This is a genomic window from Dysgonomonas sp. GY617 (assembly GCF_015233815.1).
In the GTDB taxonomy this organism is placed as follows: Bacteria; Bacteroidota; Bacteroidia; order Bacteroidales; family Dysgonomonadaceae; genus Dysgonomonas_A.
In genome coordinates this window covers 80779-106055 of sequence record NZ_JADCLR010000029.1, presented here as the reverse complement: position 1 = coordinate 106055, position 25277 = coordinate 80779, and the positions used below count along the sequence as shown (strand labels likewise).

17 protein-coding genes are annotated in these 25277 nt (G+C 35.8%); 6 read left to right on the top strand and 11 right to left on the bottom strand.

Annotated elements, in window-relative coordinates; genetic code table 11:
• The first annotated feature begins 95 nt into the window (after positions 1 to 95).
• The 3 genes from IR022_RS16105 to IR022_RS16095 all read left to right on the top strand — a co-directional run bounded on the left by IR022_RS16105 (position 96) and on the right by IR022_RS16095 (position 1797).
• A complete protein-coding gene (locus IR022_RS16105) occupies positions 96 to 917 on the top strand; it encodes a helix-turn-helix domain-containing protein (protein ID WP_050708308.1) in 822 nt (273 codons plus the stop codon).
• Positions 918 to 1004: 87 nt separating this feature from the next.
• Complete coding sequence (locus tag IR022_RS16100; protein ID WP_050708307.1) at positions 1005 to 1373, top strand: VOC family protein; 369 nt, start codon at positions 1005 to 1007, stop codon at positions 1371 to 1373.
• Between the two features lie 40 nt (positions 1374 to 1413).
• On the top strand, positions 1414 to 1797 hold the full coding sequence (locus IR022_RS16095; protein WP_194204498.1) for a VOC family protein: 384 nt from the start codon (positions 1414 to 1416) through the stop codon (positions 1795 to 1797).
• 11 nt (positions 1798 to 1808) lie between these two features.
• On the opposite strand, the gene IR022_RS16090 is transcribed toward IR022_RS16095, so the two are convergent.
• The 11 genes from IR022_RS16090 to IR022_RS16040 all read right to left on the bottom strand — a co-directional run bounded on the left by IR022_RS16090 (position 1809) and on the right by IR022_RS16040 (position 18974).
• Positions 1809 to 3368, bottom strand: a complete 1560-nt coding sequence (locus tag IR022_RS16090; protein WP_194204497.1) for a carboxypeptidase-like regulatory domain-containing protein — start codon at positions 3366 to 3368, stop codon at positions 1809 to 1811.
• Between the two features lie 9 nt (positions 3369 to 3377).
• Positions 3378 to 4232 (bottom strand): FecR family protein, encoded by an 855-nt coding sequence (locus tag IR022_RS16085; RefSeq protein ID WP_194204496.1) that lies wholly within the window; start codon positions 4230 to 4232, stop codon positions 3378 to 3380.
• Positions 4229 to 4780: an RNA polymerase sigma-70 factor gene (locus IR022_RS16080; protein ID WP_194204495.1), complete on the bottom strand. Its 552-nt coding sequence runs from the start codon at positions 4778 to 4780 to the stop codon at positions 4229 to 4231. The genes IR022_RS16085 and IR022_RS16080 overlap by 4 nt, the downstream gene beginning before the upstream one ends.
• Before the next feature lie 156 nt (positions 4781 to 4936).
• Positions 4937 to 6193, bottom strand: coding sequence for a carboxypeptidase-like regulatory domain-containing protein (locus tag IR022_RS16075; protein WP_050708302.1), 1257 nt, complete (start codon positions 6191 to 6193; stop codon positions 4937 to 4939).
• A 257-nt stretch (positions 6194 to 6450) separates the two neighbouring features.
• Positions 6451 to 8004 (bottom strand): tetratricopeptide repeat protein, encoded by a 1554-nt coding sequence (locus IR022_RS16070; RefSeq protein WP_194204494.1) that lies wholly within the window; start codon positions 8002 to 8004, stop codon positions 6451 to 6453.
• Between the two features lie 287 nt (positions 8005 to 8291).
• Positions 8292 to 9533, bottom strand: a complete 1242-nt coding sequence (locus IR022_RS16065) for a glycoside hydrolase family 5 protein (RefSeq protein WP_194204493.1) — start codon at positions 9531 to 9533, stop codon at positions 8292 to 8294.
• A 347-nt stretch (positions 9534 to 9880) separates the two neighbouring features.
• A complete protein-coding gene (bglX, locus tag IR022_RS16060; RefSeq protein ID WP_194204492.1) occupies positions 9881 to 12100 on the bottom strand; it encodes a beta-glucosidase BglX in 2220 nt (739 codons plus the stop codon).
• A 91-nt stretch (positions 12101 to 12191) separates the two neighbouring features.
• Positions 12192 to 13274, bottom strand: a complete 1083-nt coding sequence (locus IR022_RS16055) for a family 16 glycosylhydrolase (RefSeq protein ID WP_242053291.1) — start codon at positions 13272 to 13274, stop codon at positions 12192 to 12194.
• Positions 13275 to 13350: 76 nt separating this feature from the next.
• Entirely contained in the window at positions 13351 to 14223 is an 873-nt protein-coding gene (locus tag IR022_RS16050; protein WP_194204490.1) for a hypothetical protein, read from the bottom strand.
• Positions 14224 to 14299: 76 nt separating this feature from the next.
• A complete protein-coding gene (locus tag IR022_RS16045) occupies positions 14300 to 15808 on the bottom strand; it encodes a RagB/SusD family nutrient uptake outer membrane protein (protein ID WP_194204489.1) in 1509 nt (502 codons plus the stop codon).
• 19 nt (positions 15809 to 15827) lie between these two features.
• Complete coding sequence (locus IR022_RS16040) at positions 15828 to 18974, bottom strand: SusC/RagA family TonB-linked outer membrane protein (protein WP_242053290.1); 3147 nt, start codon at positions 18972 to 18974, stop codon at positions 15828 to 15830.
• A gap of 269 nt (positions 18975 to 19243) precedes the next feature.
• Here IR022_RS16040 and IR022_RS16035 point away from each other — a divergent pair, with 269 nt between their 5' ends.
• The 3 genes from IR022_RS16035 to IR022_RS16025 all read left to right on the top strand — a co-directional run bounded on the left by IR022_RS16035 (position 19244) and on the right by IR022_RS16025 (position 25219).
• The gene (locus IR022_RS16035) at positions 19244 to 22075 is read left to right on the top strand and encodes a triple tyrosine motif-containing protein (RefSeq protein WP_194204488.1); all 2832 of its coding nucleotides are present in this window, start codon (positions 19244 to 19246) and stop codon (positions 22073 to 22075) included.
• 648 nt (positions 22076 to 22723) lie between these two features.
• Positions 22724 to 23902 (top strand): hypothetical protein, encoded by a 1179-nt coding sequence (locus IR022_RS16030; protein WP_242053289.1) that lies wholly within the window; start codon positions 22724 to 22726, stop codon positions 23900 to 23902.
• Between the two features lie 99 nt (positions 23903 to 24001).
• On the top strand, positions 24002 to 25219 hold the full coding sequence (locus IR022_RS16025) for a glycine betaine/L-proline ABC transporter ATP-binding protein (RefSeq protein WP_050710715.1): 1218 nt from the start codon (positions 24002 to 24004) through the stop codon (positions 25217 to 25219).
• Positions 25220 to 25277: the final 58 nt, after the last annotated feature.

Below are 25277 nucleotides of genomic sequence, written 5' to 3'. Positions count from 1 at the left end.
ACATCCTTAAATCCACGAACAAACCATAACTTAAACAACTAACGAACAGCTAGTTTACGACAATTCAATAAAATTTAAACAAGCTCTTAGAAAAAATGCAATACGAAATATTTGAACCAAGCAATCTCCTTAAGTCATTAGTTAAATGTTACTGGACGTTGGAAGTTCCTGCCGAAAACAACACAGACAAACAACGAATTGTACCCGACGGCTGTTTGGAAATGGCTTTCATTCTCGGAGACGATATTAGACGTTTTACTTCCGAATGTGAATTTATCCTTCAACCTCGTGCAATGGTTCTTGGTCAGACCATCGACCCTTTTTACATTCAACCAACAGGCTATGTAAATACTTTTGCTGTTCGTTTCTATCCTTATGGTTTTGCAAATTTTGTAAAAACATCTATCAAAAATCTTGCAAATAAGGAAACCCCGATCACTGAGCTTTTTGAAGCAACAAAAGCAAACGAGTTGGAACAAAACATCATTCACGCAACCGGTACGCAACAAAGAATTAAGATTGTCGAAACTTTTTTATTGAACAAAATCAACGAAAAAATCACAATCGACAATATTGTAAAATCAACTATTGATACACTTTTCTTAACAAATGGAAATTCATCGATCAGTACAATCCTCAAAGAAAATTTATCCAAACGCAGACAATTGGAAAGAAATTTTATGAAGCAAATCGGAATCAGCCCCAAACAATTAGGAAAAGTAATCCGGTTGCAAACTGCCCTAAAAATGTTACTTAACCATGAAACCGAAACACTCACTCAAATCGCTTACGAAAACGAATATTACGACCAGGCCCACTTTATTAAAGACTTTAAGGAATTTACGGGAACCAATCCTAAAAAGTTTTTAGGAGACAAACAAAATGTGCTTTCATCCCTTTTCTACCAAAAAGATTAAGGCTGTCGTATTTTTACAATTTTGAAGATTAACTGTATTTTATCTTTGTAAGATATAATCAATTTAATTAACTAAAATAATAAAATTATGCGTAATTTAATTTCAATCGTAGAAATTCCAACAACAGACTTCTCTAGAGCGGTTTATTTTTATCAAACGATCTTAGGCATTACAATCGAAGAAGTCGATATGGACGGAACACAAATGGGAGTGTTTCCCAGTGACGGAGAAACCGTAAATGTAGCTTTAGTTAAAGGCGACGATTACAAACCGACAAGTGATGGAGCGGTTCTTTATCTGAATGCAGGAAATGACCTACAACCAATGCTCGAAAAGGTTAGCAAAAATGGAGGGCAAATCATTGTACAGAAAACCCAAATCAGTCCTGAAATGGGTTTTTTTGCACTGTTTATGGATACAGAAGGAAATAAGTTAGGACTTCATTCAGCTCAATAAGCAGATGAAATAGAAAATATAAATTAACAACTAAATAGATATGAGAATAGGACATATAGCCATCTGTACAGAGAATCTGGAAGAAATGAAAACATTTTACACTACTTATTTTGGAGGTATTTCGAATGCAAAATATGTCAATCCTGTAAAAAAATTTGAATCGTATTTCATCACTTTCGAAGGTGATACAACTCTCGAAATAATGAGACGTAAGGATATAACCAACAAAGTAGAAGTTGAATCTCTTGGTTTATGTCATTTCGCTTTTACGGTAGGTACAAAAGATCAGGTATTGGAGCTGACCGAACGCTTAAGAGCCGATGGTTATAAAATAGTAGGCGAGCCCAGAACAAGCGGAGATGGTTACTTCGAAAGTGTTGTACTTGATGTAGATAACAATAGGGTTGAGCTCATTGCCGAATAGTTTATCAGCTACTACTTATTCTTTTTGAGAATCTGCAAGACTGACTCCTTTAATTTATCTTCTTGCATAATAACATTGAAGTGTCCCCAGAAGTTAGGGTCATATTCGAAAGAAGTATCCGAAAATATATTTTGGGTAGATAACCTTTCGTTACGTGCAAAACGTGAATTATCAGAGGTATCGGTTTCACAATTCACTAATTCGAACCACATATGAAGAGGCGTGCTGAAAATTCGCTTCTTCTTTCTTACTCTGAAATATAAATCGCCACGAACATGGCTTAGGTAATAAATACCATCTAACGATTTATAAGATACCACATAAGTAATATGCTGAGGAGTAATATTTATATCGCGGCTTTTACGAACAATAAACATATCAGTAGCCTTTTTTACATAATCGGGTAGAATTTCGAAATTCGCCTGAACCAAGGCATAACTTTCAGCATCTATGTACAGTTCGCCTTTGTATAGAGGCTCTGCTCCCGATGTTGGTTCAAAAAAAATTACATTTACCCGCCTCCCATCAAGCACCGTTATATCCGTATGTCTGTATATATAATGCCCGTTATTTATAGGATTCAGAAAACCGGGTGTATCACTCTTTATCAGATCGAGTAGCAAACTGGAGTTTATACCCGACTTCATTTTGGTTATCAATGTATCAGGGCTCTGCCTATCTATAATTCGCCTCATCTTTAACAACTTCACTTGATCGCCCTTTTCTCCACTTTGGAAACCGATCTTGTATATATCAAGAACAGCTTCGGTAAGGCTAACATTTGTATTTTTGTGCTCTATACCTTCTCTATAAAAAGCTGTAATATGAACAGGTGAAGATGAATAATTTTCGCTCCGCTTAAGCCACATATTACGCAAAACATCTGCTGGATTTACGATACGTATAACCACTTCCTGCAATGGAATAACCTTTGGGTCAAGAGTAAATATTATATGCTGATCGGCTAAAAAGGATAATTCGACCTCTTGAGATTGATAACCGACATGTGATAGTTTTATTTTAGAATGCCTCAACGAATCGGGAAGTATGAGCCTAAAGTCTCCATTCTGATTTGTGATAGTACCTATTGTTGAAGTTAGAATGCCCACAGCAGCATAAGGAATAGGGTCTCCACTAATACCATCAACCAAAGTTCCGCCTAAGGTGATATATTGTATAATACTGTCTTTCTTTTCTGCCTGCAACTTTACAACGGGTTCAATAACCACATCTTCCACAGGTTGCAGATTCAAAAGAATATGGTTTCCAACAATGCGTATATTAAGGCTTTTATTACCCGTTATTGCATAGATAGCCTCACGAAGTGTGTATTCTTTCTTGGGAACTTTTACTGCCTTGTCATTATTTACAATCTGACTATCGTAGATAAACAGGTAGCCCGATTTATCGGAGACTTCTTTTAATAGTTGATATACTGTTCCCTTATTTTTGCTTAACTCAATTTTACGACTCAAAATATCACCATCATTACCAAAAGCGGTTGCAGCTATAGAAAACAGCAACAACAAAGGAATGACATAATGAAAAAGGTATTGAGTCGTCCTTTTCATATTTACGGTTTATTTTAGTTCCGAAATGCGTATTTTATCTTGTTGTTGCACGCACTCCAAATTGAGAGCCATACATATAAGTTGAGCCATTGAATATGGAGAATCGTTAGAGAAAGTTACAGTAAGTAATCTGTCTTCAAGACCCGGAGCAACCTCTAACTCTACGCCATCTGCATTCTTATTGATTACCCGAACGACATCCACCAAACGTTCATCTTTAAATTGTATTTGTTTGGTATATCTTTGGAACTGATTCATATCTTTCGTTGCGACAGTTTCCAATTGATTAGAATGAAGTAAGCCTGTCTCTCCTGCTTTTATATGAATGCTTTGTCCCGTCTTTTTCAATGTCACCTTTACTTCTCCACGATCTACAGACAAAGAAAAATTATCTACATCTTTTCCTTTTACATTAAAAGCTGTTCCGAGTACTTCTACTTGAATCTGGTCTGTTTCTATAACGAACGGACGCTCTCTGTTTCCCTTTACATCAAAGAATGCATTTCCTTCAAGAAAGACCTCTCGTTTCTTCTTTTCGAAATGCTTCGGATAATGTAACGAGGTTTGATCTGCCAAATATACTATTGACCCATCTTCTAAAGTTGTCACAAGCGTAGCCTCATCCTTTTCGTTGTGCAAAGAGAGTAATTGTTGTTCTTTCAAATTGTTGTTGATAACAATAGAAGCAACAGCCATACTCATTAAAAGCACTGCTATACTTGCTACCCATTTAAACGTTGCTGAACGTAAAAAGGTTCTTTTGTTTCCTTCTGTGTCAGGCAATAACCCATCTTGCTCCAAGCGATTGTAAAGCAGATCCCAAGCCTGATCAGTATGTGTTTTCTTTTTTTCTATCTGAGTCATAATATCTGAGTATAATTCTCTATTTCTTTACGTAACGATTGAAGTGCTTTTGTCATTTCAGCCTCCACTGTTTTAATCGATATAGAGAGTATGGTCGCTATTTCAGCGTATTTTTTCCCTTCAAAACGCTGCATCTTAAATATGCGAAGTCGTCTTTCGGGCATTTTTCCAAGAGTTTTATTTATTAGCTCTTCCAATTCTTTGTACTCCAATTGTTCTTCGGGAGTAGCGTCTGAAATCTCTACACTTTCTGAGAATGTTTTATCCTTGTGACGATCTCGAACACCCCGATGTTCGCAATATTGAAGTGAGCGATTACGGACAGCGCCATACAAATATCCATTTAGAGAAGTAAATATTTGAAGACTCTCCTTGTCTCGCCATAATACATAGAATAAATCTTGTATAATTTCTTCTGCAATATCTGTCCTTCCTGTTATTCCGGCAGCATAGAGACAAAGGGGAGAATAATAGCGTCTGAACACTTGCTCAAAGACTTTTATATCTCCCTCTTTTATCTTTCTAACTATAAAAAAATCGTTTAACATAAAGGCAGTAGATAAGAGATTGTTACAAACATCAGATTGCTAGCCTGATTCTTTTCGGTCTTCCCTATCTTTCTTTCATTGAAGCAATTATTACTTCCGTTATAGAAAGAGTGGGAGAAGGTGAATATAGTAATAAATATCTCTTTGCATTTATTCTCAATGCTGTTTTTTCAATTTGGTTACTGCTGATTCCAAAGACTCCGAAGGTTCTATTATATTATAGTCTTCCCAGAAGTTGGCATCTCTAAAGCTACTCACATTATCAGATAACGACTGACTTTGTTTGAATGCTAGTTTCGACGGAATATTATCAACATTACCTACTTTTCCACTTGTTACTACCATCTCCGAAACAATACTGTAATTGGTATAAAATAATTTCCGTTTCCAGTCACATTTAAATCTGAATTCACTTCTTATATAATTCAAATAACTTACACCATCACGCAATTTATAAGTTACCATAAACGAAACCTCTTCGGGTTTGAACCGTAGATTAAATGGTTTCTTTTTCAGAATAGCCTGAGTTGCTTTGTTACGATCGTCCATACTTAAGCTAAACTCTGCACGTGTAAAAGCAATGCTTTGCTTATCAATATACAGTTTTCCAAAATACAAGGCATAAGGCAAGTTTACTTGCGGAGCAAAGCTTACTACAAAATGCGGGCGCTCGTCTATCATAACCGATTCTTCCATCTTGAATTTGTAATTTGCCAACGCTTCTTTATCAAGCAAAAGATCCTTGTTTTTAGCTATATCAAGATATACCGAAAGATTAGGCCCCCCTATCAGTTTCACCGCAAGTGTATCCCCTGATTTTTGGCTCAATAGTTTACGTCCTTTTTCTATTTGTATACGATCGTCATCCACGGCACCCTTGTCGTAAGGAGTTTTGTAGATGTCAATCACAGCCTCCGAAATATTGATGTAGTTACGTCCTTTCTTAATCGTCTCACGATAAAATCCTGTCATAAGATTAGTCTCTGGACAGTAATTATTACCAATCCGGTCAATTGCTCTCTTCACCAATTCGAGAGGATCCATAGATTCTACTATAACCTCATCCAGCAAATTGACATTGGCAGTTAGAAATATCTCTGCTTTCGGAGTTCCACGTTTGTCAATCGGAAATTTGTAATTAAAATACCCAAGATGCGATATTTCCAATTCCTTTGCATTGATAGAATCATTTATCTTAATCAGAAATTCGCCGTCTTCGTTTGTTATTGTTCCTATGCCTGTTCCCGGAATAGAGACATTCACATACTCGAGTTTCTTTTTCGATTTCTTATCCTTTACCACCCCACTTACCGATGTATAATGAGATTCATTTTGTGCCGATACAGAGGAAACACTCAAAGCCAAAAAGAGGATAATCAGAAATCCTGCTATTTGTTTACCTGTCGTTTTCATATTGGTATTATTTAATTGTTGATATAATCATCTGCTTGTACTAAGGTCGCAGACCTATTTATTGCTTTGGCTAGTATAATTACAACTGAGAGTTATATTTAACAATATTGCATTAATACTTGCTTGTACTAATATGATCGGTCAGGAAATAAAAACCCTATGTTAAATCTCATTTATTTTCGAGATTATCTATTTATATAAGAAAAGAGGCTATCCTAGATATGGATAGCCTCTTTTTTCTATTTTAGATCAATTATTTATAAATATGTATTTAACAGCTCCTCAAAACGATTATCTTTCTGCATATTTATAAAATCCTCATCAGATTCAATAAATGATCTGTCTAATGGATTATATTTTAGCATTACTTCAAACCATTTAAAAGCATTTTCCATATCATTTATTAAAGAATATACACATGCCATAGTATAAGAAGAAACACCTTTTTGCAGCTCTTCTCCACGCATCAATATCGGAATCACCTCTGCTTTTTTATCCTCTAGATTATTATCCAAAACTCCTAGTTGACATATGTATATACCTAAATTAGCATAATACAACCCTTCTTTCGGATCTAGTTCTACTGCTTTATTACCTACCTCAATAGCTTCTAATAAACATTTCCGTTTTTCATTCTCCTCTATATTCCATCCATAGCGAAGTAACGCAAGTCCCCAATCATTATATATATTGGCATCAGGTGTTTCTTGTTCTGCATATTTTTTGTAATGCATTATAGCTTTCTCATAATTTCTGTTTCTAAATGCTCGTTTTGCTTTAGTTAAATCCTCACTTCCTTGAGAAGATGAAGCTGATGTAGTTATCATAGAAGCAATACGCCCTTGAGAGAACCATTTTTGAGATAATTCATTGGCTTTAGTTATATACTCTTCACTTTTTTCCTTATTTCCTAATTTTGAGTATAAACCACTAATGGAACGTAGACCATCTAGATAATCTTCATTATGACTTTCATTCAATGCTTTAGAAATATACTCTATACCTTCTTCATAACGTTCCAATTTGTTGAGCGCACGATATTTCTCAAATACATAGTAACAATAATTATCCGAATTTTGTGGCAACAAATCATACGACTCCAACGCTTCGTCTTCTTTATTCAAATTTTTCAAAATAGATATTCTCTCCGTAACACTTCGTGCATACACATCAGAGGTCTTATGTATTTCACTCAATATGGTAAGTGCTGTACTTATATCGTCTTTCTTTTTGGAATAAATTAATGCTTTACTAATCAAAGCTTTTCCAAACGCAGCATCTATTTTATCTATTGATGAATACATTTCAATAGCTTTATCAAGTTCACCTAATTCTTCTAAACCGTAGCCTATAGCATATAATACTTCGCCATAATGTTCATAAGTCTCGGGTATCTGTTTACTTAACTTTAAGGCTTCGTCAACCTCGCCTTTTCTAATCATATTAGAAATTATGGCAAGCAAAGCTGTCATGTATTCTCCTGAATTTACAGAAACCCTTCTTAGCACTTCAATAGATTTATCATAATTCTGGTAAGTGGCGTGCAGATTAGCTAAACTAAATAAGCTCGATTCATATAATTTATCATGTGCAGGTATTTTAGTGTAACTCTCAACAGCCTTATCATAGTTATCAAGAGCTTTATATATTTTTGCACAATACAACATTGCTTCGGCATATTTTTGTTCTTTTTCAGGTAAGGATTCAAAAGCCTCAATAGCTTTTTCTGAATCATTCTCGTTAAGGCTTTTCAAACCTTTTTCATACAAATTATTGAATTTAAAATTCGTAATAAAGTCTTTTAATCCCATTAGGTGTTAGTTTATGATTTAATCCTTTTATTAAGTAGTATACGGTATGTGTTGCATATGTGTGTACACAAAGATAATATAATTGAAGAAAATCGCAATATACGCCAGTGAGCTTAATATCCTTATCTATTGGTACATAATAGAATTTCAAATGAATGCTTTTCTATATTAATCTTAAAACGCCCCTCATTATATATATGAAAAGCCTATAAATGTAAGAGTTAAAATCTTTTCACTTATAGGCTTTTAGATTCAATGAATCTCTTCTATATATATCTTTTTAAACCTTAAGGTTTCATACCTAAAGCTAAAATATATCCTTTATTAATACTACAATTTGCGAATTTCATATTTTCAAGAAAATCGATCATTGCTTTTTTCACAAGTGCTTGATCGGGTCTTACTGTGCGTATCTTGGTGAAATTACTTCTATCTTTAGTAGTATAGTCTATAATCAGGTTCCAGTTTTCAGGCGCTTTTATAGAAACCATACCTCTTTCAGAATCCATCTTTTTATAAGGCCAATAATGCCAACCTATATTGTTGCGTTCCATCAGACGAGTCCAAGCTGCAATCCATTGGTCTGTATTTTCTCCTGTTTCTCCCATATACATAGGAAGATTTACACTGTCTCTGAAATTTACCAAATCCTGAATATTGGTTTGTAATGTATCGCACCAATAACGATGGCAGGTATACATCATTTTATCGTCAAACTTAGAGTCTTTGAACACATTGAAATTACCATTCCATTGTGCACCTCCCAACAATACGATATGATTGTTATCTACGGTACGGATAGAATCTACACATCTTTTATAAAGAGGTTCGAGCGAATCATTCAAGTGTGCATACTCTTCCAAAAAGTAATGGGCAATAGGTTCATTCAACAAGTCATAACCTAATATGATTGTATCATTAGCATAGTGTTGAGCCACTTTTTTCCAGATTTCACAGAACTGAACCTTACTTGGTTCGCTATCCATCAACCAAGGGTATCCGTAGCTATCATCTATATTATCGCCTGTTTGTCCACCTGGAGCATCGTGCATATCAAGAATCACATATAGATTTTCTTGACGACACCATTCTACTACTTGGTCTATCATTTCAAATCCGTTCTGATTGGCAGTAAGCCCCATATAGTCTTCGTCCGTAAACATTTTGTAATGAAACGGAATACGAAGTGAGTTCATTCCTGTTTGTTTGATATACTTTATATCATCTTGAGTAATGTAGTTTTTCTTAAACTCTTGCCAGAACCAAGCAGTAAAGTCGGGACCTACCATTTCGCAAAAAGCTTCATTTATCAACCGATAAGAACTTACATCTTGAAAATGAAACATGTATCCTTCGGGATTGAGCCAATTACCAAGATTAGTACCCTGAATGAGAATCTTCTCTCCATTTGATTTTATCAGATCAGGACCTTCTACACGAATAAACTTCGAAGCGTCTGTTTTCTGGACTTCTTTTGGTGAGCAACTAAATAATACCAGAGGTAAAATTAAATACAATAAATTTTTCATAAAACATTATTTTGAGGTCATAAGACCTGTTAGTCATTAAATAAAAACGATCTAAGCCATATCTTTAATTCTAGCTTAGACCGTTTTCCAGTTTATCCCTACATATTTATTTCTTCTGTGAACCATTAGATGAGAATCACTTCAATTACTCTATTGAAAAAGAATTAACAGTAATGATTCGGAATCCATGATTAAAAGTCTCAGCTATGAAGTTTACTCGAAAAAGTGAGTACCGCGATAACTCATCTAAGATCCACATTTAATAAATTATATGGCGTTATAGAACATTTCCTCCGAAATGCTGTAAGAATAAACGAAGGTCTCAGACCTTTTTATTTTTCAAGTGATTATTGAATCGAAAATTTAGCTTTCAAACCATCTTTACTACTCGAACCTATCCATAAGTCGAAATCTCCGGCTTCTGCTTTTTTCACAAGATCCCTACCAAAGAAAGCTAAATCGTCAGTTGTCAATTTAAATTCCACTGTTTTAGATTCTCCAGCTTTCAAGTCTACTCTTTGGAAACCTTTCAACTCTCTTACAGGGCGAACGATAGAACCAACTAAATCTCTTGTATAAAGTTGTACTACTTCCGTTCCGTCTACATTGCTCGTATTCTTAACTGTAACCTTAGCTGTCAACTCTCCACCCATTGGAATAGATGATGCTGATAAAACCAGATTAGAGTAATCAAACGTACTGTATGATAAACCATAGCCAAATGGATATAGAGGATCTTTTCCCGAATCAAGGTAGAAAGAAGTATTACCCAATGATGTTTGTCCGGCTTCGGTAGGTATCTGATCTAGTGTCATTACATTCTCAGGAGCTGGACGCCCTGTATTGAAATGATTATAATACATCGGTATCTGTCCTACTTCTCTTACAAATGTTGCAGGGAGTTTTCCGCTTGGGTTAGCTTTCCCGAACAACAGATCTAAGATAGCAGGTCCCCCCATTGTTCCAGGATGGAAGTTATAAAGAACTGCGTCTGCATACGGCAAATCGCGTTCGATAGTCAATGGGCGACCTGCCATAATAACCAAAACAACTGGTTTACCAACACTTTTTACAGCTTTCAACAGTTCCGACTGCACTCCTATCAAATTAATATTCGATAAAGAGTGAGCTTCGCCCGATAGAATAGCTTCTTCACCTAAAAATACGACCGCAACATCAGCCGAAGCTGCTGCTTCTTTTGCTTTATCAAAGTTTGCTGTACTTTTATCACGACTAAAAGTCAATGCAGGTTCATAAACATAGTTTATATTACTATAAGTAGTCTGCAATGCTTTAAGAGGTGTCACTGTATGATTTTTGTCACCATCGAATACCCAAGTACCCATTTGATCGTGAGGAGCATCAGCCAACGGTCCTATAACTGCTATTTTGATATTTTCTTTTAGAGGCAATATATTGTCATTTTTCAACAAAATTGCAGATTTGATAGCTGCTTCTTTTGCTGCTTGCAAATGTTCTGCCGAATATAATACAGATGCTTTATTGGTATCAACATACGGATTTTCGAATAATCCCATGCGGAATTTAACTCTCAAGATATTACGTACCGAGTTGTCAACATCAGCAATAGAAACTTCACCTGATTCAACCAATGCTTTCAAATGTTGTGAATAAGCACCACTTACCATCTCCATATCAAGACCTGCGTTTGCTGATATTTTTGCTACTTCTTTGGCATCTTTAGCAAATCCATGAGCAAGCATCTCTGTCATCGAAGCCCAATCTGAAACTACAAATCCATCGAATTTCCAGTCTTTACGAAGTACATCTTTCAATAAATATTCGTTTCCTGAAGCTGGTATACCATCATTGTCGTTAAAAGAGGTCATCAATGTTGCTGCACCTGTGTCTATCGCTTTTTTGAATGGTACTAAATATACATTGTGCAATAAGTGAGGAGGTATGTTAGTACTGTTGTAATCGCGACCACCTTCTGCTGCACCATAACCGATAAAGTGCTTCACGCAAGCTGCAATTGATGTAGGGTCTGATAGGTTCTTTCCTTGAAAACCTTTTACCATAGCTGCACCCAGTTGACCCGCAAGGTATGGATCTTCACCCAAACTTTCGGCAATACGCCCCCAACGTGCATCACGAGAAATATCTAACATAGGAGCAAATGTCCAATTAACACCCAATTCGCGAGCTTCAGCAGCCGATACATGGGTTCCATCTTCTACCGTTTGGGGATCAAATGACGCTGCCTGACCTAGAGGTATAGGAAATATAGTCTTAAAGCCATGAATTACATCACGCCCAATAATCAAAGGAATACCCAAACGGCTATTCTCTAAAGCGACCTTTTGCAATTCGTTTACTTCCTTAGGATTAATTATATTGAGTAGAGATCCTACTTCCCCATTTTTTATCTGTTGAACAAGATTATCACTCATACCATTGAAGTTTAACTGGTTCATCTGACCAATTTTCTCTTCAATAGTCATCTTTGATAATAACTGCTCGATCTCTTTATCGTAATTTTTTTGCTGTGAATATCCCATAAACAGGTTTAATAAGCATAATACACTTAATAATTTGATCTTCATTTTTTCTATATTAATGATTTTGAATAATAATCTTTTCCCAGACTTAGCATTCTTTCAGAGCTAACAATGACCTATCTAACAGAACTAAACCTTAATTTATGAATTTATAATTCTCCTGAGTTTTATTACCCTTCAAGGTTAGTATGTATACGCTGTTTCGAGGTAAATCAGAACAATCGATGCTAGTATAATCTTCTTCTATCGATTTTGTTTTACACAACCGACCTTGCATATCTGTTATATTGAAACTCGTTATATTTCCGTTTTTAGCATGGAGTGAAAGTGATTTGCTCTCTTTATTAAAAGTAAAAGGTATATTCTCAACCTCCTCCTTTTCGATAGAGGCTACCGCTTTTTTCTGGTAAACCCTTACATAATCTATTTCATATTTTGACGGAAATATATCTTCTGCAACACCTTGCAATCCGCCCCAGTCACCACCTATCGCCAAATTTAATTTCAGATAGAAAGGTGCATCAAAAGGCCATGTTCTTTTGTCTCCTAAATGATCGTTTTTGAATGTAAAATATGCAACACCGTCAACATACCCTATAATCTGATCTTCTGTCCATTCCAGTCCGTAAACATGAAATTCTGTTTCTGCGTTTTGAATATCTTTTGTTGCTGTTTTCTCAGTACCTATTTTATGATTGTATAAATCGGTATGGATTGAAGTCTGTGTTACATTAGGACGATAACCTACATATTCCATTATGTCAATTTCGCCATCAAGTGGCCATGCAGTAAAGTTTTTAGGCATCATCCAGAATGCAGCCCAAGTACCTTTACCTCCCGGCACTTTTGCTCTAGCTTCGAAATATCCATACTTCCAAGATTCGGTTGTATTCATTCGTGCCGATACATAGTTCATTCCATAATATGGTTTCGGGCGTTTTATGGCTGTAATAATTAGATTACCTCCTTTAATTTTGGCAACAGTATCGGTTCCTGCAACACGGTCTGCATAATATTGGAGCTCATTATTTCCCCAACCATTACCTCCGGTTTCAAACCACCATTTATCCCCCGGAAGAGGCAAAGAGCCATCAGAATTGGGAGCCTCATTAAATTCTTCCTGCCACACCAAATCATATCCTGTCGGAGCTTGTGATTTGCAAAGTAATGTGCTGCAAAACAAGAATACTATACCTATAAATATATGTTTGTTTTTCATGCGCATACTATTTTTTTTAGGTGAAGCAGATTACCTTTTATACTAATTCAGGTAATCTGCTCTCCTGCTTAATGATTTACTGTTTAACTTTAAATCTCATATACCAATTGATACCAGAGCCTTTCCATTGCAGTTGTAATGTATTTTCGGTAAGCTCTAATATTTCGTACCGTACATTACCCAATACATCAGGATGCGCTACATAACTTGGAAAACCTTTATTAGAGAACGTCAAATAAAGCTTGCCATCAGCATCTCTATCCATAAACCAAGTCTGACCCTTAGGCTGTGTGTAAGGAACTGTTACAGCAACGTCCGATCCGTTAGGAAATAAATCGGGAGCCATTGTTTTCGCAGCAGCCTCATTCACATAAATATCGTTGTTGGTTTTTAGAGAATAATCACGTGTTGAATTAAGAATAAATGTCAATTCATCATCATAAATACCTCTGCCTTTTAATTCGTTAGGACCCGCACTCCACCAATTAGGAGTAGTTGTGCTTGGCTCTCCACATCCTAAGTGACCCGCAACAGAAGAATCCCATATCCAAACTTTAGGTGTATCCTTTCCTGTCAATATATAGATTATCGGATCATTATTAGGAACACTCACTTTGAATGCCTTAGGTTCACTTAAACCGCCTCTACCAAATGCTTGTATAGAGCCGTCATATTCTCCAGCCCACATATACTTCATAGAGAATGATCTTTTGTTTGTTGACATTACAGAGCCATCCAATTTCTTGATTGCCCAATAAGGAGAAATAAGATCACTCGTGAAGTCGAACTGAATTGTATTGGCATCTTGAGCGCTAGGTGTCATCGTGAATTTAATATCATCCACCGATGGTGCATTGCCAATACCTGGTTTATCTCCTACATCGGGATCGCATGCCGTAAAAAACAGAGCCATACCTAGAAGACCTAATATATATTTTTTTGCTTTCATGATTTTCTAAAATTAAAGTTTCAATTAAGGTCTGAGACCTTTTTAATACTTTGGCAATTATATAGTATATAACCGATTAGTATGGATTTTGAGTTAATGTACCTTGAGCCTTATCAATTTCTGATTGAGGTATAGGTAAATGTTTTTTGTTGGGTGTAAAGCCTCTTTCTCCCAATACTTGCTCAGCCTTGCCAAAGCGAACTAAATCCCAAAAGCGGTGTCCTTCCAATGCAAACTCCAAACGATTCTCCATTAATAGATTGTCAAGCGTTGCTACTTTTTTATAATTACCTGTATTATTATACGCTCTACCTCTTACTTTATTTAGGTATTCATCAGCTAGAGTTTGACTTCCTCCTGTGCGAACAAGTAATTCCGAAGCAATCAGTAATGTTTCAGAGAAACGGTATACACGATAATTATTTCTGTAATTCAAATCTTTATCCCCCGCACTCTTGCTGTTTCCTCCTTGACGAGGCAGATATTTACGATTGAAAAATCCGGTATCATCGTAACGTGGATCATAACTTGCTTCTGGAAATTCTTTTTTATGTTGATCAAAGCTCAAAATACCTCCATCTTTACGTTGGTCAGCCTCTTGATAACTATCATACAATGCTTTTTCAACAGGCTCAAAACCCCATCCTCCTGCAAACTCAGGGCTTTTTAAGCTATTAATACCTATTAGAGTAGGATATACGCTACCACCAGTTGCTAAAGGATTACCCCAGCTACGTCCACTCAAATCATCCGAATAATTAACCTCGAAAATCGATTCTTTATTCCACTCTCCTTTATCTTCCCATATATCAGCAAAAGATGCGGTAAGATCATATAATCCTGTTCCAATGATTGCTTGCATATCTTTCAAAACAACTGCATATCTGGTTTCATCATTTTGATACATAACAGTATTAGCTCTCAACATTTGAGCACCAGCCTTCGTTAAACGTCCAATCTGATTGCTAGCAACTGTTGCCGGAAGTTTATCGCCATCCAGAGCAAAATCCAGATCTTGAATAATCTTAGTATACAGTTCGTCAGCAGTTATCTGAGGTACAAGGAAAGGTGGTGTTGATGGATTTACATCATAATAAGGTACATTGCCCCATAGTTTCCATAACCAGAAATAATAGTATGCTCTCAAAGTATGAGCTTCTGCTAATATTCTATCTTTTGTTGCAGGGTTTAGATTTGGCACATCATCTATACGTTGTATTACAATATTCGAACGGTTAATACCTGAGTAAAATACTGTCCAAAGCGCATCACATACATACACGGGCGTTGCATTAAAGAAACGCATACGTTGCAAATGCTCGTTATCCTTGGCGTTTCCACCTCCTACACGTGCATCATCAGACATTACATCTGATACAAACTGAAGGGGGTTATACTGCCCGAATGCCCAATCGGGCCATTGAAGCGGAGCATAAGCTGCTATTAAACCTTGAGTGATTCGTTCTTCCGAATTATAAAATTCTTCTTTGGGTATTTGTGCTGTTGGCGAAGACTCCAGAAAAGAGTCTGTACAAGAGCTTAACACTAATAGTGAAGTCAAGCCAAATATCAATATCTTTTTCATTGTAATTTCTTTTTAATAGTTAGAATGTAATGTTTGCACCTATAGAAACTGTTCTAGCCTGAGGATATACGCCTCGGTCTACACCTAATGAGGTACCTCCTGATGAAATTTCAGGTTCAAAACCGTCATAAGAAGTGAAAGTCAATAAATTTTCAGCTGAAACATAAACTCTTACACCTCCTAAGTATGCTTTTTTCACCATAGTTGCAGGTAGGTTATAACCAATTTGCAAATTCTTTACTCTAAGGAAAGATCCATCTTTCACGTATAGATCAGAAGATTGCCAGTTGCCGTTATCATCGGTTAAAGTTAAACGTGGTATTCTATTTGAAGATCCAGGTCCTGTCCATCTATCCAGCATATATCCGGGTAAATTGATGCTTGCAAGATCAATTCTTCGAGTACCATCGAAAATATCATTACCCGATGTTCCTTGAAGTATTATATTAAGATCAAAACCTTTCCATTGCGCTCCAACATTAAATCCAAACATCCAATCAGGCATACCTTTACCCAATTTTGTACGATCTTCATCATTAATTACTCCATCTCCATTAATATCCACAAATCTCACATCACCGGGCTGTGCCTTTGGTTGTATCAGCTTCCCATCTTTATTTACATATTCGTTTATCTCTTGTTGAGTCTGGAATATTCCATTTGTCTTAAGTCCATAGAAGAAAGGGAATGGCTCTCCGTTTGCAGCTCTGGTTATTGTTCCGATACTTTGTATAGCATCATAATTGGCCCATCCATTGCTATTACCTAATTCTATCAGTTCATTTTTGATATAAGAAGCATTTCCACCTACATGAAGAGATACATCTCCAACTTTAAATTGATAAGAAGCATCAAACTCAATCCCTGTATTTTTCATATCACCTACGTTACCCATTGGAGGGGTGTCGCCAATATAAGCAGGTAAAGGCATTTGCATCAACATACCGTTGGTTCTTTTATCAAACCAATCCACAGTAAATGATAGAGCACCATTAAAGAAACGAGTATCAATACCTATATTGGTTTGTTCTGACTCCTCCCAACCAATAGTTTCATTAGGATACCCATTCGGTTTAGAGCCCGGAGCAACTATAATAGCCCCCTCTTTACCTAATATGTAGTTGTTTCCACCATCAATCATTGTAGTATATCTGAAATCTCCGATTTGGTCATTTCCATTTTGTCCCCAGCTACCACGCAATTTCAACGATGTAATAAAATCGGGTCTGTTAGCCATGAACTTTTCATTTGTAATATTCCATCCCAGTGAAACAGAATAGAAATTAGCCCACTTATTACTTGGTCCGAATTTGGTTGAACCGTCTTTACGGAACGTAAATTCACCCATATATCTTTCTTGGTAATTATAGCTTAAACGACCAAAATACGAAGCAAGTCTATAATAAGGACTCATTCTACCACTTGCCTCTCTAGCTTTTTGAGGTTGATCTGTAAAGTCAATATTAGCTCTATCAGGATTAGTATCTCTCAATAAATAACTTTGTCCCCACAAAGAACGAGATCTACTAGATAAAGCTGATTGACCTAACAATACTGTAAAACTATGATCTTCAATTTGTTTTTGATAAGATAATGTATTCTCTATTTGCCAAGTAAATCCTCTGTTCATAGATGACCAAACTCTTGATTCATCCACATGATTACTCTTTCCTAAATAATAAGGTTGAATGTATCCATCAGTACCCCAAAACGCAAGGTCAACACCATAAGATGATTTGAACTTAAGATTCTTATATAGTTCTAGTTCTCCCCAAAAATTAGCTAAAATTTTATCTGAGTTATTTCTTTCTGGAGGTAACGACAAATATGCCAGAGGGTTAGTAATTTCGTTATACTGATCACCAACAATTGTAAATACGTTTCCGTTTCTATCTCTTACCGCTGTTGGATGAGCTGCTAATGTAGCTTCGGGGTCTTGTGCCAATACGGGTAACATTGGAGAAATAGATAAAGCACTACCTAAGACCGAACCAAACTCACTATTTGTTCCAATACCGGTAGAATTAATACGACCATATGTAAGGTTGCTACCTATCTTAAGAGTAGAAAGAATACTGCGTGTTTTCGATTCGTCGAATACAGTATAATTATTATTCAAACGAATAGAATACCTTTCGTAATTAGATCTTCCGAAGTTACCACCTACGATACCTTCTTGATTGAAATAACCCAATGATAAATAGTAGTTTCCTTTGTCACTACCACCTGCTACACTCACTTGATGTTCGTACATCGGAGCATCAGCATTAAATACTTCTTTTTGCCAGTCGGTACCTCTACCATATGATTGAGGGTCGCTATAAATAGGAGATTTACCCGAGTTCATATTCTGCTCATTCATCAAGATAGCATATTCAGTAGCATCAAGTACAGCTCTTTTCTTAGCTGCATTTTGCCATCCGTATGTAAAGTTGTAATTAACTACAGCTTTTCCTGATTTACCTTGCTTAGTTGTTACCAAGATTACACCATTTGCTCCACGTGTACCATAAATAGCAGCAGAAGCCGCATCTTTAAGTACTTCTACCGAAAGTACGTCAGCTGGATTGATGTTATCGATACCTCCCGAAATAGGCATTCCGTCTACAATGTATAGAGGGTCACTATTGTTGATAGTACCGATACCACGGATACGAACTTTAGATCCGTCGCCGGGCTGTCCTGATGCTTGAGTAATGTTCACCCCTGATACCATTCCTTTCAGAACATTATCAATACGTGTAGGAGCTTTTAATGCTAAATCGTCTCCTTTTACACTACTGATAGCTGCAGTTACTACGCTTTTCTTTTGAACGCCATAACCTACAATAACAACTTCATCGATAAGTTTTGTGGCTTCTTTTAGTCTTACATTTAAAGATTGTGAAGAGGCTTTAACTTCCAGATTTTCATAACCTAGATAGCTAAATACAAGATCCGAATTTATAGGTGCATTTATTTGAAAAGCTCCATCCAAATCGGTTACGGATCCATTAGTGGTGTTTTTCTGAATAACAGATACTCCGACTAGAGCTTCACCCGTTTGGGCATCTGTAACAATTCCTTTGATTTGATTGCTTTGTGCGAAAGCAATCATCGGGAAAAAGATTAGGAACATAGTAAGTCCTAATAATTGCCGATTGATAGCAAACATTTTTTTCTTCATGGTTTGATTTTTTAAAGGTTGGGCAGATATTGATAATCTGCAGAAAACTTCTTTTCGGTGGATGAAGATATTGTGTCATCTATCTTTCTTAAAAAAATTAACTACGTCAAAAACTCAAAAATCAAAATCTTATATACGACAAGACTACTACACACTAAACATAATTAGCTTACAACTAATTTTTTATAGATAAAAAATATACTTCAAAAAACTTTTCTTTACATTTAAAAATGTTTTATAACTTAGTGTGCTTTTAACTATTAGAAACTATGCGATATCGACTATATATAATTTACGGCTTATTGTTGTTTTCATTACCAACTTTTGCATCCTGGCAACGGAACATAATTAACCACGAAAGAAATACCTATAAAGGTGGTTTTCAGAACTGGATGGTTGAGCAGGCAGACAATCAATGGATGTATTTTGCCAATACAAACGGATTACTTGAGTTTGATGGGGTAAATTGGAACTTATATCCCATAAAGAATAAGATTGTGAGATCAGTAGAAATCGCAGGTAAGAGAATATATGTAGGCGGAAGCTCCGAATTTGGCTATTTTGAGGCAAATAGTATTGGATTACCCACCTATCATTCTCTTTCGGATAAACTTTCTAACTGGTGGGGCGAAGTTTGGAGCATATACACAATAGATAATCAAACCTATTTTCTAGATGATGGAAATATTCTCATCTATAATAACTCAAAAGATACAATTGAGAAGATAGCCACTAATTACAAAATAGATTGTTCTACACTTATAAACAACAAGGTATACTTAGGAACAACCGATGGTATATTTTTTCTAAACCATAGAAATAAGATCGAACTTCTTGCTCCATCTGAAGTTTTAAAAGGAAAAAAGATTGTAGAATTACTTCCTTATGATAATAAAATATTAGTAGTAACCGCACGCAGTGGGCTGTATTTGCTTGACAACTCGTGGTGTGAAAATATACACTCAATAGCAGATAACTTTATTGCTAAAAATCAATTATTTTGTGCATCACTTGCAGAGTCGCAAGTGGCACTAGGATCAGTTCAGAATGGAGTATTCCTATTCGATTTGCAAAAGAAAGATTACCATGAAGAGTTTAATCTGGCAAACGGATTGAGCAACAATACCGTTTTAAGCTCTACTTTCGATCGAAATAACAATCTCTGGCTAGGGCTCGATAAAGGTATTAGCTACATCGATCTACAATCACCCATACGCCCTATGTTTGCCATAAATTCACCTATTGGTACAGGATATTGTTCCGCCTTATTTAATAACGAATTGTATTTGGGTACCAATCAAGGATTATATAAGATGGACAAGAATGGAAACTATCAACTCATAAAAGATTCGGAAGGGCAAATATGGTCACTAACAATTTATGACAATACTTTATTCTGTGGAGGCGATAATGGCATTACTGTTATTTCGGCACAATCAACCTATAAGATAAATCTTACAGGCATATGGGAAATACATCCTTTGGCATCTAATCCCAATCGTATGATTGCAGGGGCTTATTCGGGATTCAGGATTCTTGAAAAGAAAAACGGTATTTGGCAATTCTCTCATAATGTCGCTAATTTCTTTAATTCATCCAGAGGATTTATTGAAGATGAGATAAATAATACTTTCTGGGTAGTAAACATGGGTACTTCCATACAAAGAATTACATTGAATAGCACTCAAGATTCTCTGATCAACCGTAAAGAATATAATCTGAAAGATATAATAATAGGAGAAAATACCACTTTCAGAAAGATCGATAATAACCTTGTTATATGTGCCTTGGACGGCATTTATCAATACAGTCGTATATCCGATAACTTCGACCGTTATGCACAACTTGAAAAGCTACTTGATGGAAGTAGGTATTATGAATACCTAAAGGTTGACGAACTGAAAAACATATGGTACGTATCAGATAAAAGCCTTAAACTACTACCATACGGAAAGGATGGATACAATCAAAACACCTTTAATATCGGACTGGCAAATGACCTTATCAGTGGTTATGAAAATGTTACCTTATTAGATTCAGTATCTGCGATTGTAGCTGTAGATAAAGCTTTTGTCAAAGTAGACTTATCATCAGATCATAATAGGAATACGAGCCTGAATATAGCCATACGTAAACTTGTGGCAACAAGCAATGATAGTACTCTTTTTTATGGTAACTCGTCCGAACCAATCACAATACCTTATTCACTTAACTCAATCAACATTCATTTTGCAGCGACTGAATACTCTAAGAACGAAGACATTCTTTATTCATACCGCCTCAAAGAAATAGATGATAAATGGAGTACTCCCGCACCCAAAACTATTAAAGAATACACCAATCTAATAGAAGGGGAATATACCTTCGAGGTTAAAGCTATTATAAAAGGAGATAGCAAAGCAGGGGAAACGACTTACATTAAATTCAAAATACTATCGCCCTGGTATCGATCTATGTGGGCATGGATTGTATATGGCTTGTTCTTACTGTTACTATCATACATTATATATAAAAGAACGATAGGAAAACAGAAAAAAATAATCAACGAAAAGGGTGAATTGCTTATTGCTCAAAGCAAACAATATGAAGAAGAACGTATGCTTAAGGATAAGAAGATATATGAATTACAGAATGAGAATCTAAAAACCAAACTTCATTATAAGACTCAAGAACTATCGGGCTATATATTGAATATTGTGCGTAAGAATGAAATGCTGGAAGATGTCAGAAAAAATGTGATGAGTATTTCTAAATCTCTCGACGAAAATAAACAGCCCAATATTATAAAACAGAAAGTAGTACGTTTAATTACTCAAATTAATAACAATATAGACCACGATAAAGATTTTGAGGTATTTCAATCGAACTTTAACCTTATACATAAAGACCTCTTTACATTATTAGATAACAAATATCCTCATCTGACAAGAAACGATAAAATTCTATGCGCTTACTTGAAGATGAATCTCACATCGAAAGAAATAGCTCCTCTTCTAAATATTTCGATTCGTGGAGTAGAAGTCAGCAGATATCGATTGAGAAAGAAAATGAATCTGGATAAGGATCTCAATCTCTCTGACTTTTTACATAATTTGAAATAAGGTCACAGACCTTTTTAGGACTTCAAGTATAGAACAATCTTGACTCATTTCAAGTAAAACCGAGTCTACAAATAAAATATACAATACGTAGTTGAAAGGTGGTAAAATTGAATTTTATCACCTTTTTTTATTGAAAAAAAGTCAACATTTCAGAGTTCACCATAACACGCTAAAAAACAGCACGGTGCCACCGTTTTAACGAAATAAAAGCACACCTATATTTTTAACTAAATTTCAATTAGAGACATTAAAGTCCTGATATTTAATTGTTTTTTTATATCTTTGCATTAATGGAGAGAGTATTCTCTCATTATTCAGATTAGGTCAGCCGTGTATTTTTTGTCAAAAAATCGTTTGACAAAGACCATTCGAAAATCTGAATTCTATTTGTTTTTAGCATAGCATCTTTGGACTCTAATAATCATTTGACATGATTTGTCCTAACATGTGTTGTTATGCGCCTAATGTATAATAGTTGTTTTATTAACACCCGAACCAATTATTTAAAGATCCTTATCAAATAAGGTTCCAGTTGGTTATTTGGCTATAATGGCAAGTCTATTATCGTATAATTTAATCATAATAAGCTTTGGTCTAAACAAATACTAGACCAAACATAAGGTATAAGACCTTAAACATTCGAATTACATGTATAAAATATGTATTAATATTACTTGCTTCTTTGTTTTCTGTGCATCTGCTGTATGTGCAGAAAATGACAGTATAAAAAAAGATTTTTTCAAACTTGGTGGAGCTGTACGTTTCAATGCAGTTATGGAAAATTACGAAACAAGTAACAACGACTTAGATACATACGTAAGGATGGATACGTGGTTTTTATCTACTGAAGCTCACCAAAAGGGATTCGACCTAAGTTTCCAATACCGTTTCTTCCCCGAATTTAAGACCCATTTTCTACATCATGCTTATATCGGTTATCAAATCGATAGCGATTGGTATGTCAAGTTAGGAGTATTTCAGAAACCATTTGGAATTGGAGATTTTGCATCACACTCATGGTGGTTTCAAGTACCTTACTATATGGGATGGGAAGATACCTATAATACAGGAATCGGATTCTTTTATAAACGAGACAAACTGACCATCGATGCAGCTTATTTCAGACAAGCCGCACCCAAAGGATCAGTATCATCCAATGCAGAAGACAACTCGGTAGGAAACGGTAGATATTCGTACGCCATAGTTCCAACATATGGTTATAGTAATGGAAAGAAGCTAGATGCTTATATCAGAGAGCTTGATCAATTCAACGGACGCGTACGCTATCAAATATCACCGGAGGTAGAATTAGGTTTTTCCGGAGAAATGGGTAGTATATACAACGAAACACTAAACAGACGAAATTGGGGGTTTAGCTGGGCTGCACATACCTTAATAAATTGTGACAGATGGAATTTCAAAGGAGAAGTTATAAGCTATAATTACAATGCACAGTCGGATAATGACGAACGTCTTGATATTGTGCAAATGGGAGCATACGGCTCAGCATACGATGTTGCCGCAAAAGGTACTATTTATGTAGCCGGTCTTGCTTATACAATACCCATCAACAGACGATTTATTTCGAGCATACAACCTTATCTCGACTACTCAATTGTACACAAAAGCGAGAACAGGTTTCACGATACTCAACAGTTCGTACCGGGAATGCTAATCACATCAGGTCCCATATATACATACGTAGATTATGCATTGGGCAAGAATCATCCATGGCTAACATCCGATTTTGGTGAAGGCTTGGGAGAAGGCAGTAGCGATGCACGTTGGAACAGCCGTCTGAATATAAATATAGGGTACTACTTCTAAGGTATCATCCTCATTTACATAACAGGTAAAATATAAAATAGAAACACAAGCAGAAAGTATAATCAATAGGTCTCAGACCTTCAATTACATTCTTAAAATATGAGTAAAATAGAAATAAAAGATTTGTATCTGGTATTTGGTTCAGCCAAAAAACAGGCAATCAAAATGTTGAAAAGCGGAAGAAGCAAAAAAGAAATTCATTCAAAAACAAGATGTACCATTGCAGTAAACAATGCAAACCTATCTATAAACGAAGGTGAGATATTTGTTATTATGGGGTTATCGGGGAGCGGCAAATCGTCACTCTTAAGATGCTTCAATATGCTGAATGTACCAACATCTGGCTCATTAGTTATAGATGGAGAAGACATTACAAAAATGGATAAAGATGCTCTCCTCAATCTACGCAGAAAAAAGGTTGGAATGGTTTTCCAACATTTCGGATTACTCCCTCACCGTACCATTTTAGATAATGTTGCTTTCGGGTTAGAAATACAAGGTCTACCTCAGGAAGAAAGACATAACAAAGCAAAAGAGATACTTAATATGGTAGGACTTTCGGGCTACGAAAGTTCATTTCCACACCAACTAAGTGGAGGTATGCAGCAACGTGTGGGTATTGCCCGTGCTATTGCTACCGATTCGCAGATATTATTGATGGATGAGGCATTTAGTGCCTTAGACCCTCTTATAAGGACACAAATGCAGGATGAGTTGGTCGAGATTCAACAATCCCTAAAGAAAACAATCATATTTATTACTCACGATTTGGATGAGGCAATCAAGGTAGGTAATACAATTGCCATAATGAAAGATGGGGTAATAGTACAACAAGGCACACCTGAAGATATATTGCTTAATCCTGCTGATGATTATGTGAAAGCTTTCATTGGAAATGTGGATATGGCAAAAATCATTACGGCCTCAGCTATAAACGAACCTTTCAAAGCTCGAATATGGCAGGGAAAAGATGGTCCTGCATCTGCACTCAGGTTGATGGAACGTCATTTACTGAAATTTCTCCCTGTTGTCGATCACTTAGGACGTCTTATCGGATATGTAGGAGAGAAAGATGTACGCAAAAAGATTACCAATAAAGAAAACAATATTGATTCTATCATAACAGATATACCTAAAGTTTCGATGGATACTTCTATAACTGACTTATTACCCTTATTTATTAATCAGAAATACCCTTTGGCTGTGGTTGATCACAAAGACCGTCCAGTCGGTTATATCCGACATTCGGATGTCGTATCCATGGTAACAGGTTATGACGATGATAAGGTACAATCTATTATAGAAAGTGCCAACTAAGGTCTCAGACCAATTTACAACTTAATCGGAATAAGAAGAATCAATATTTACAATACTA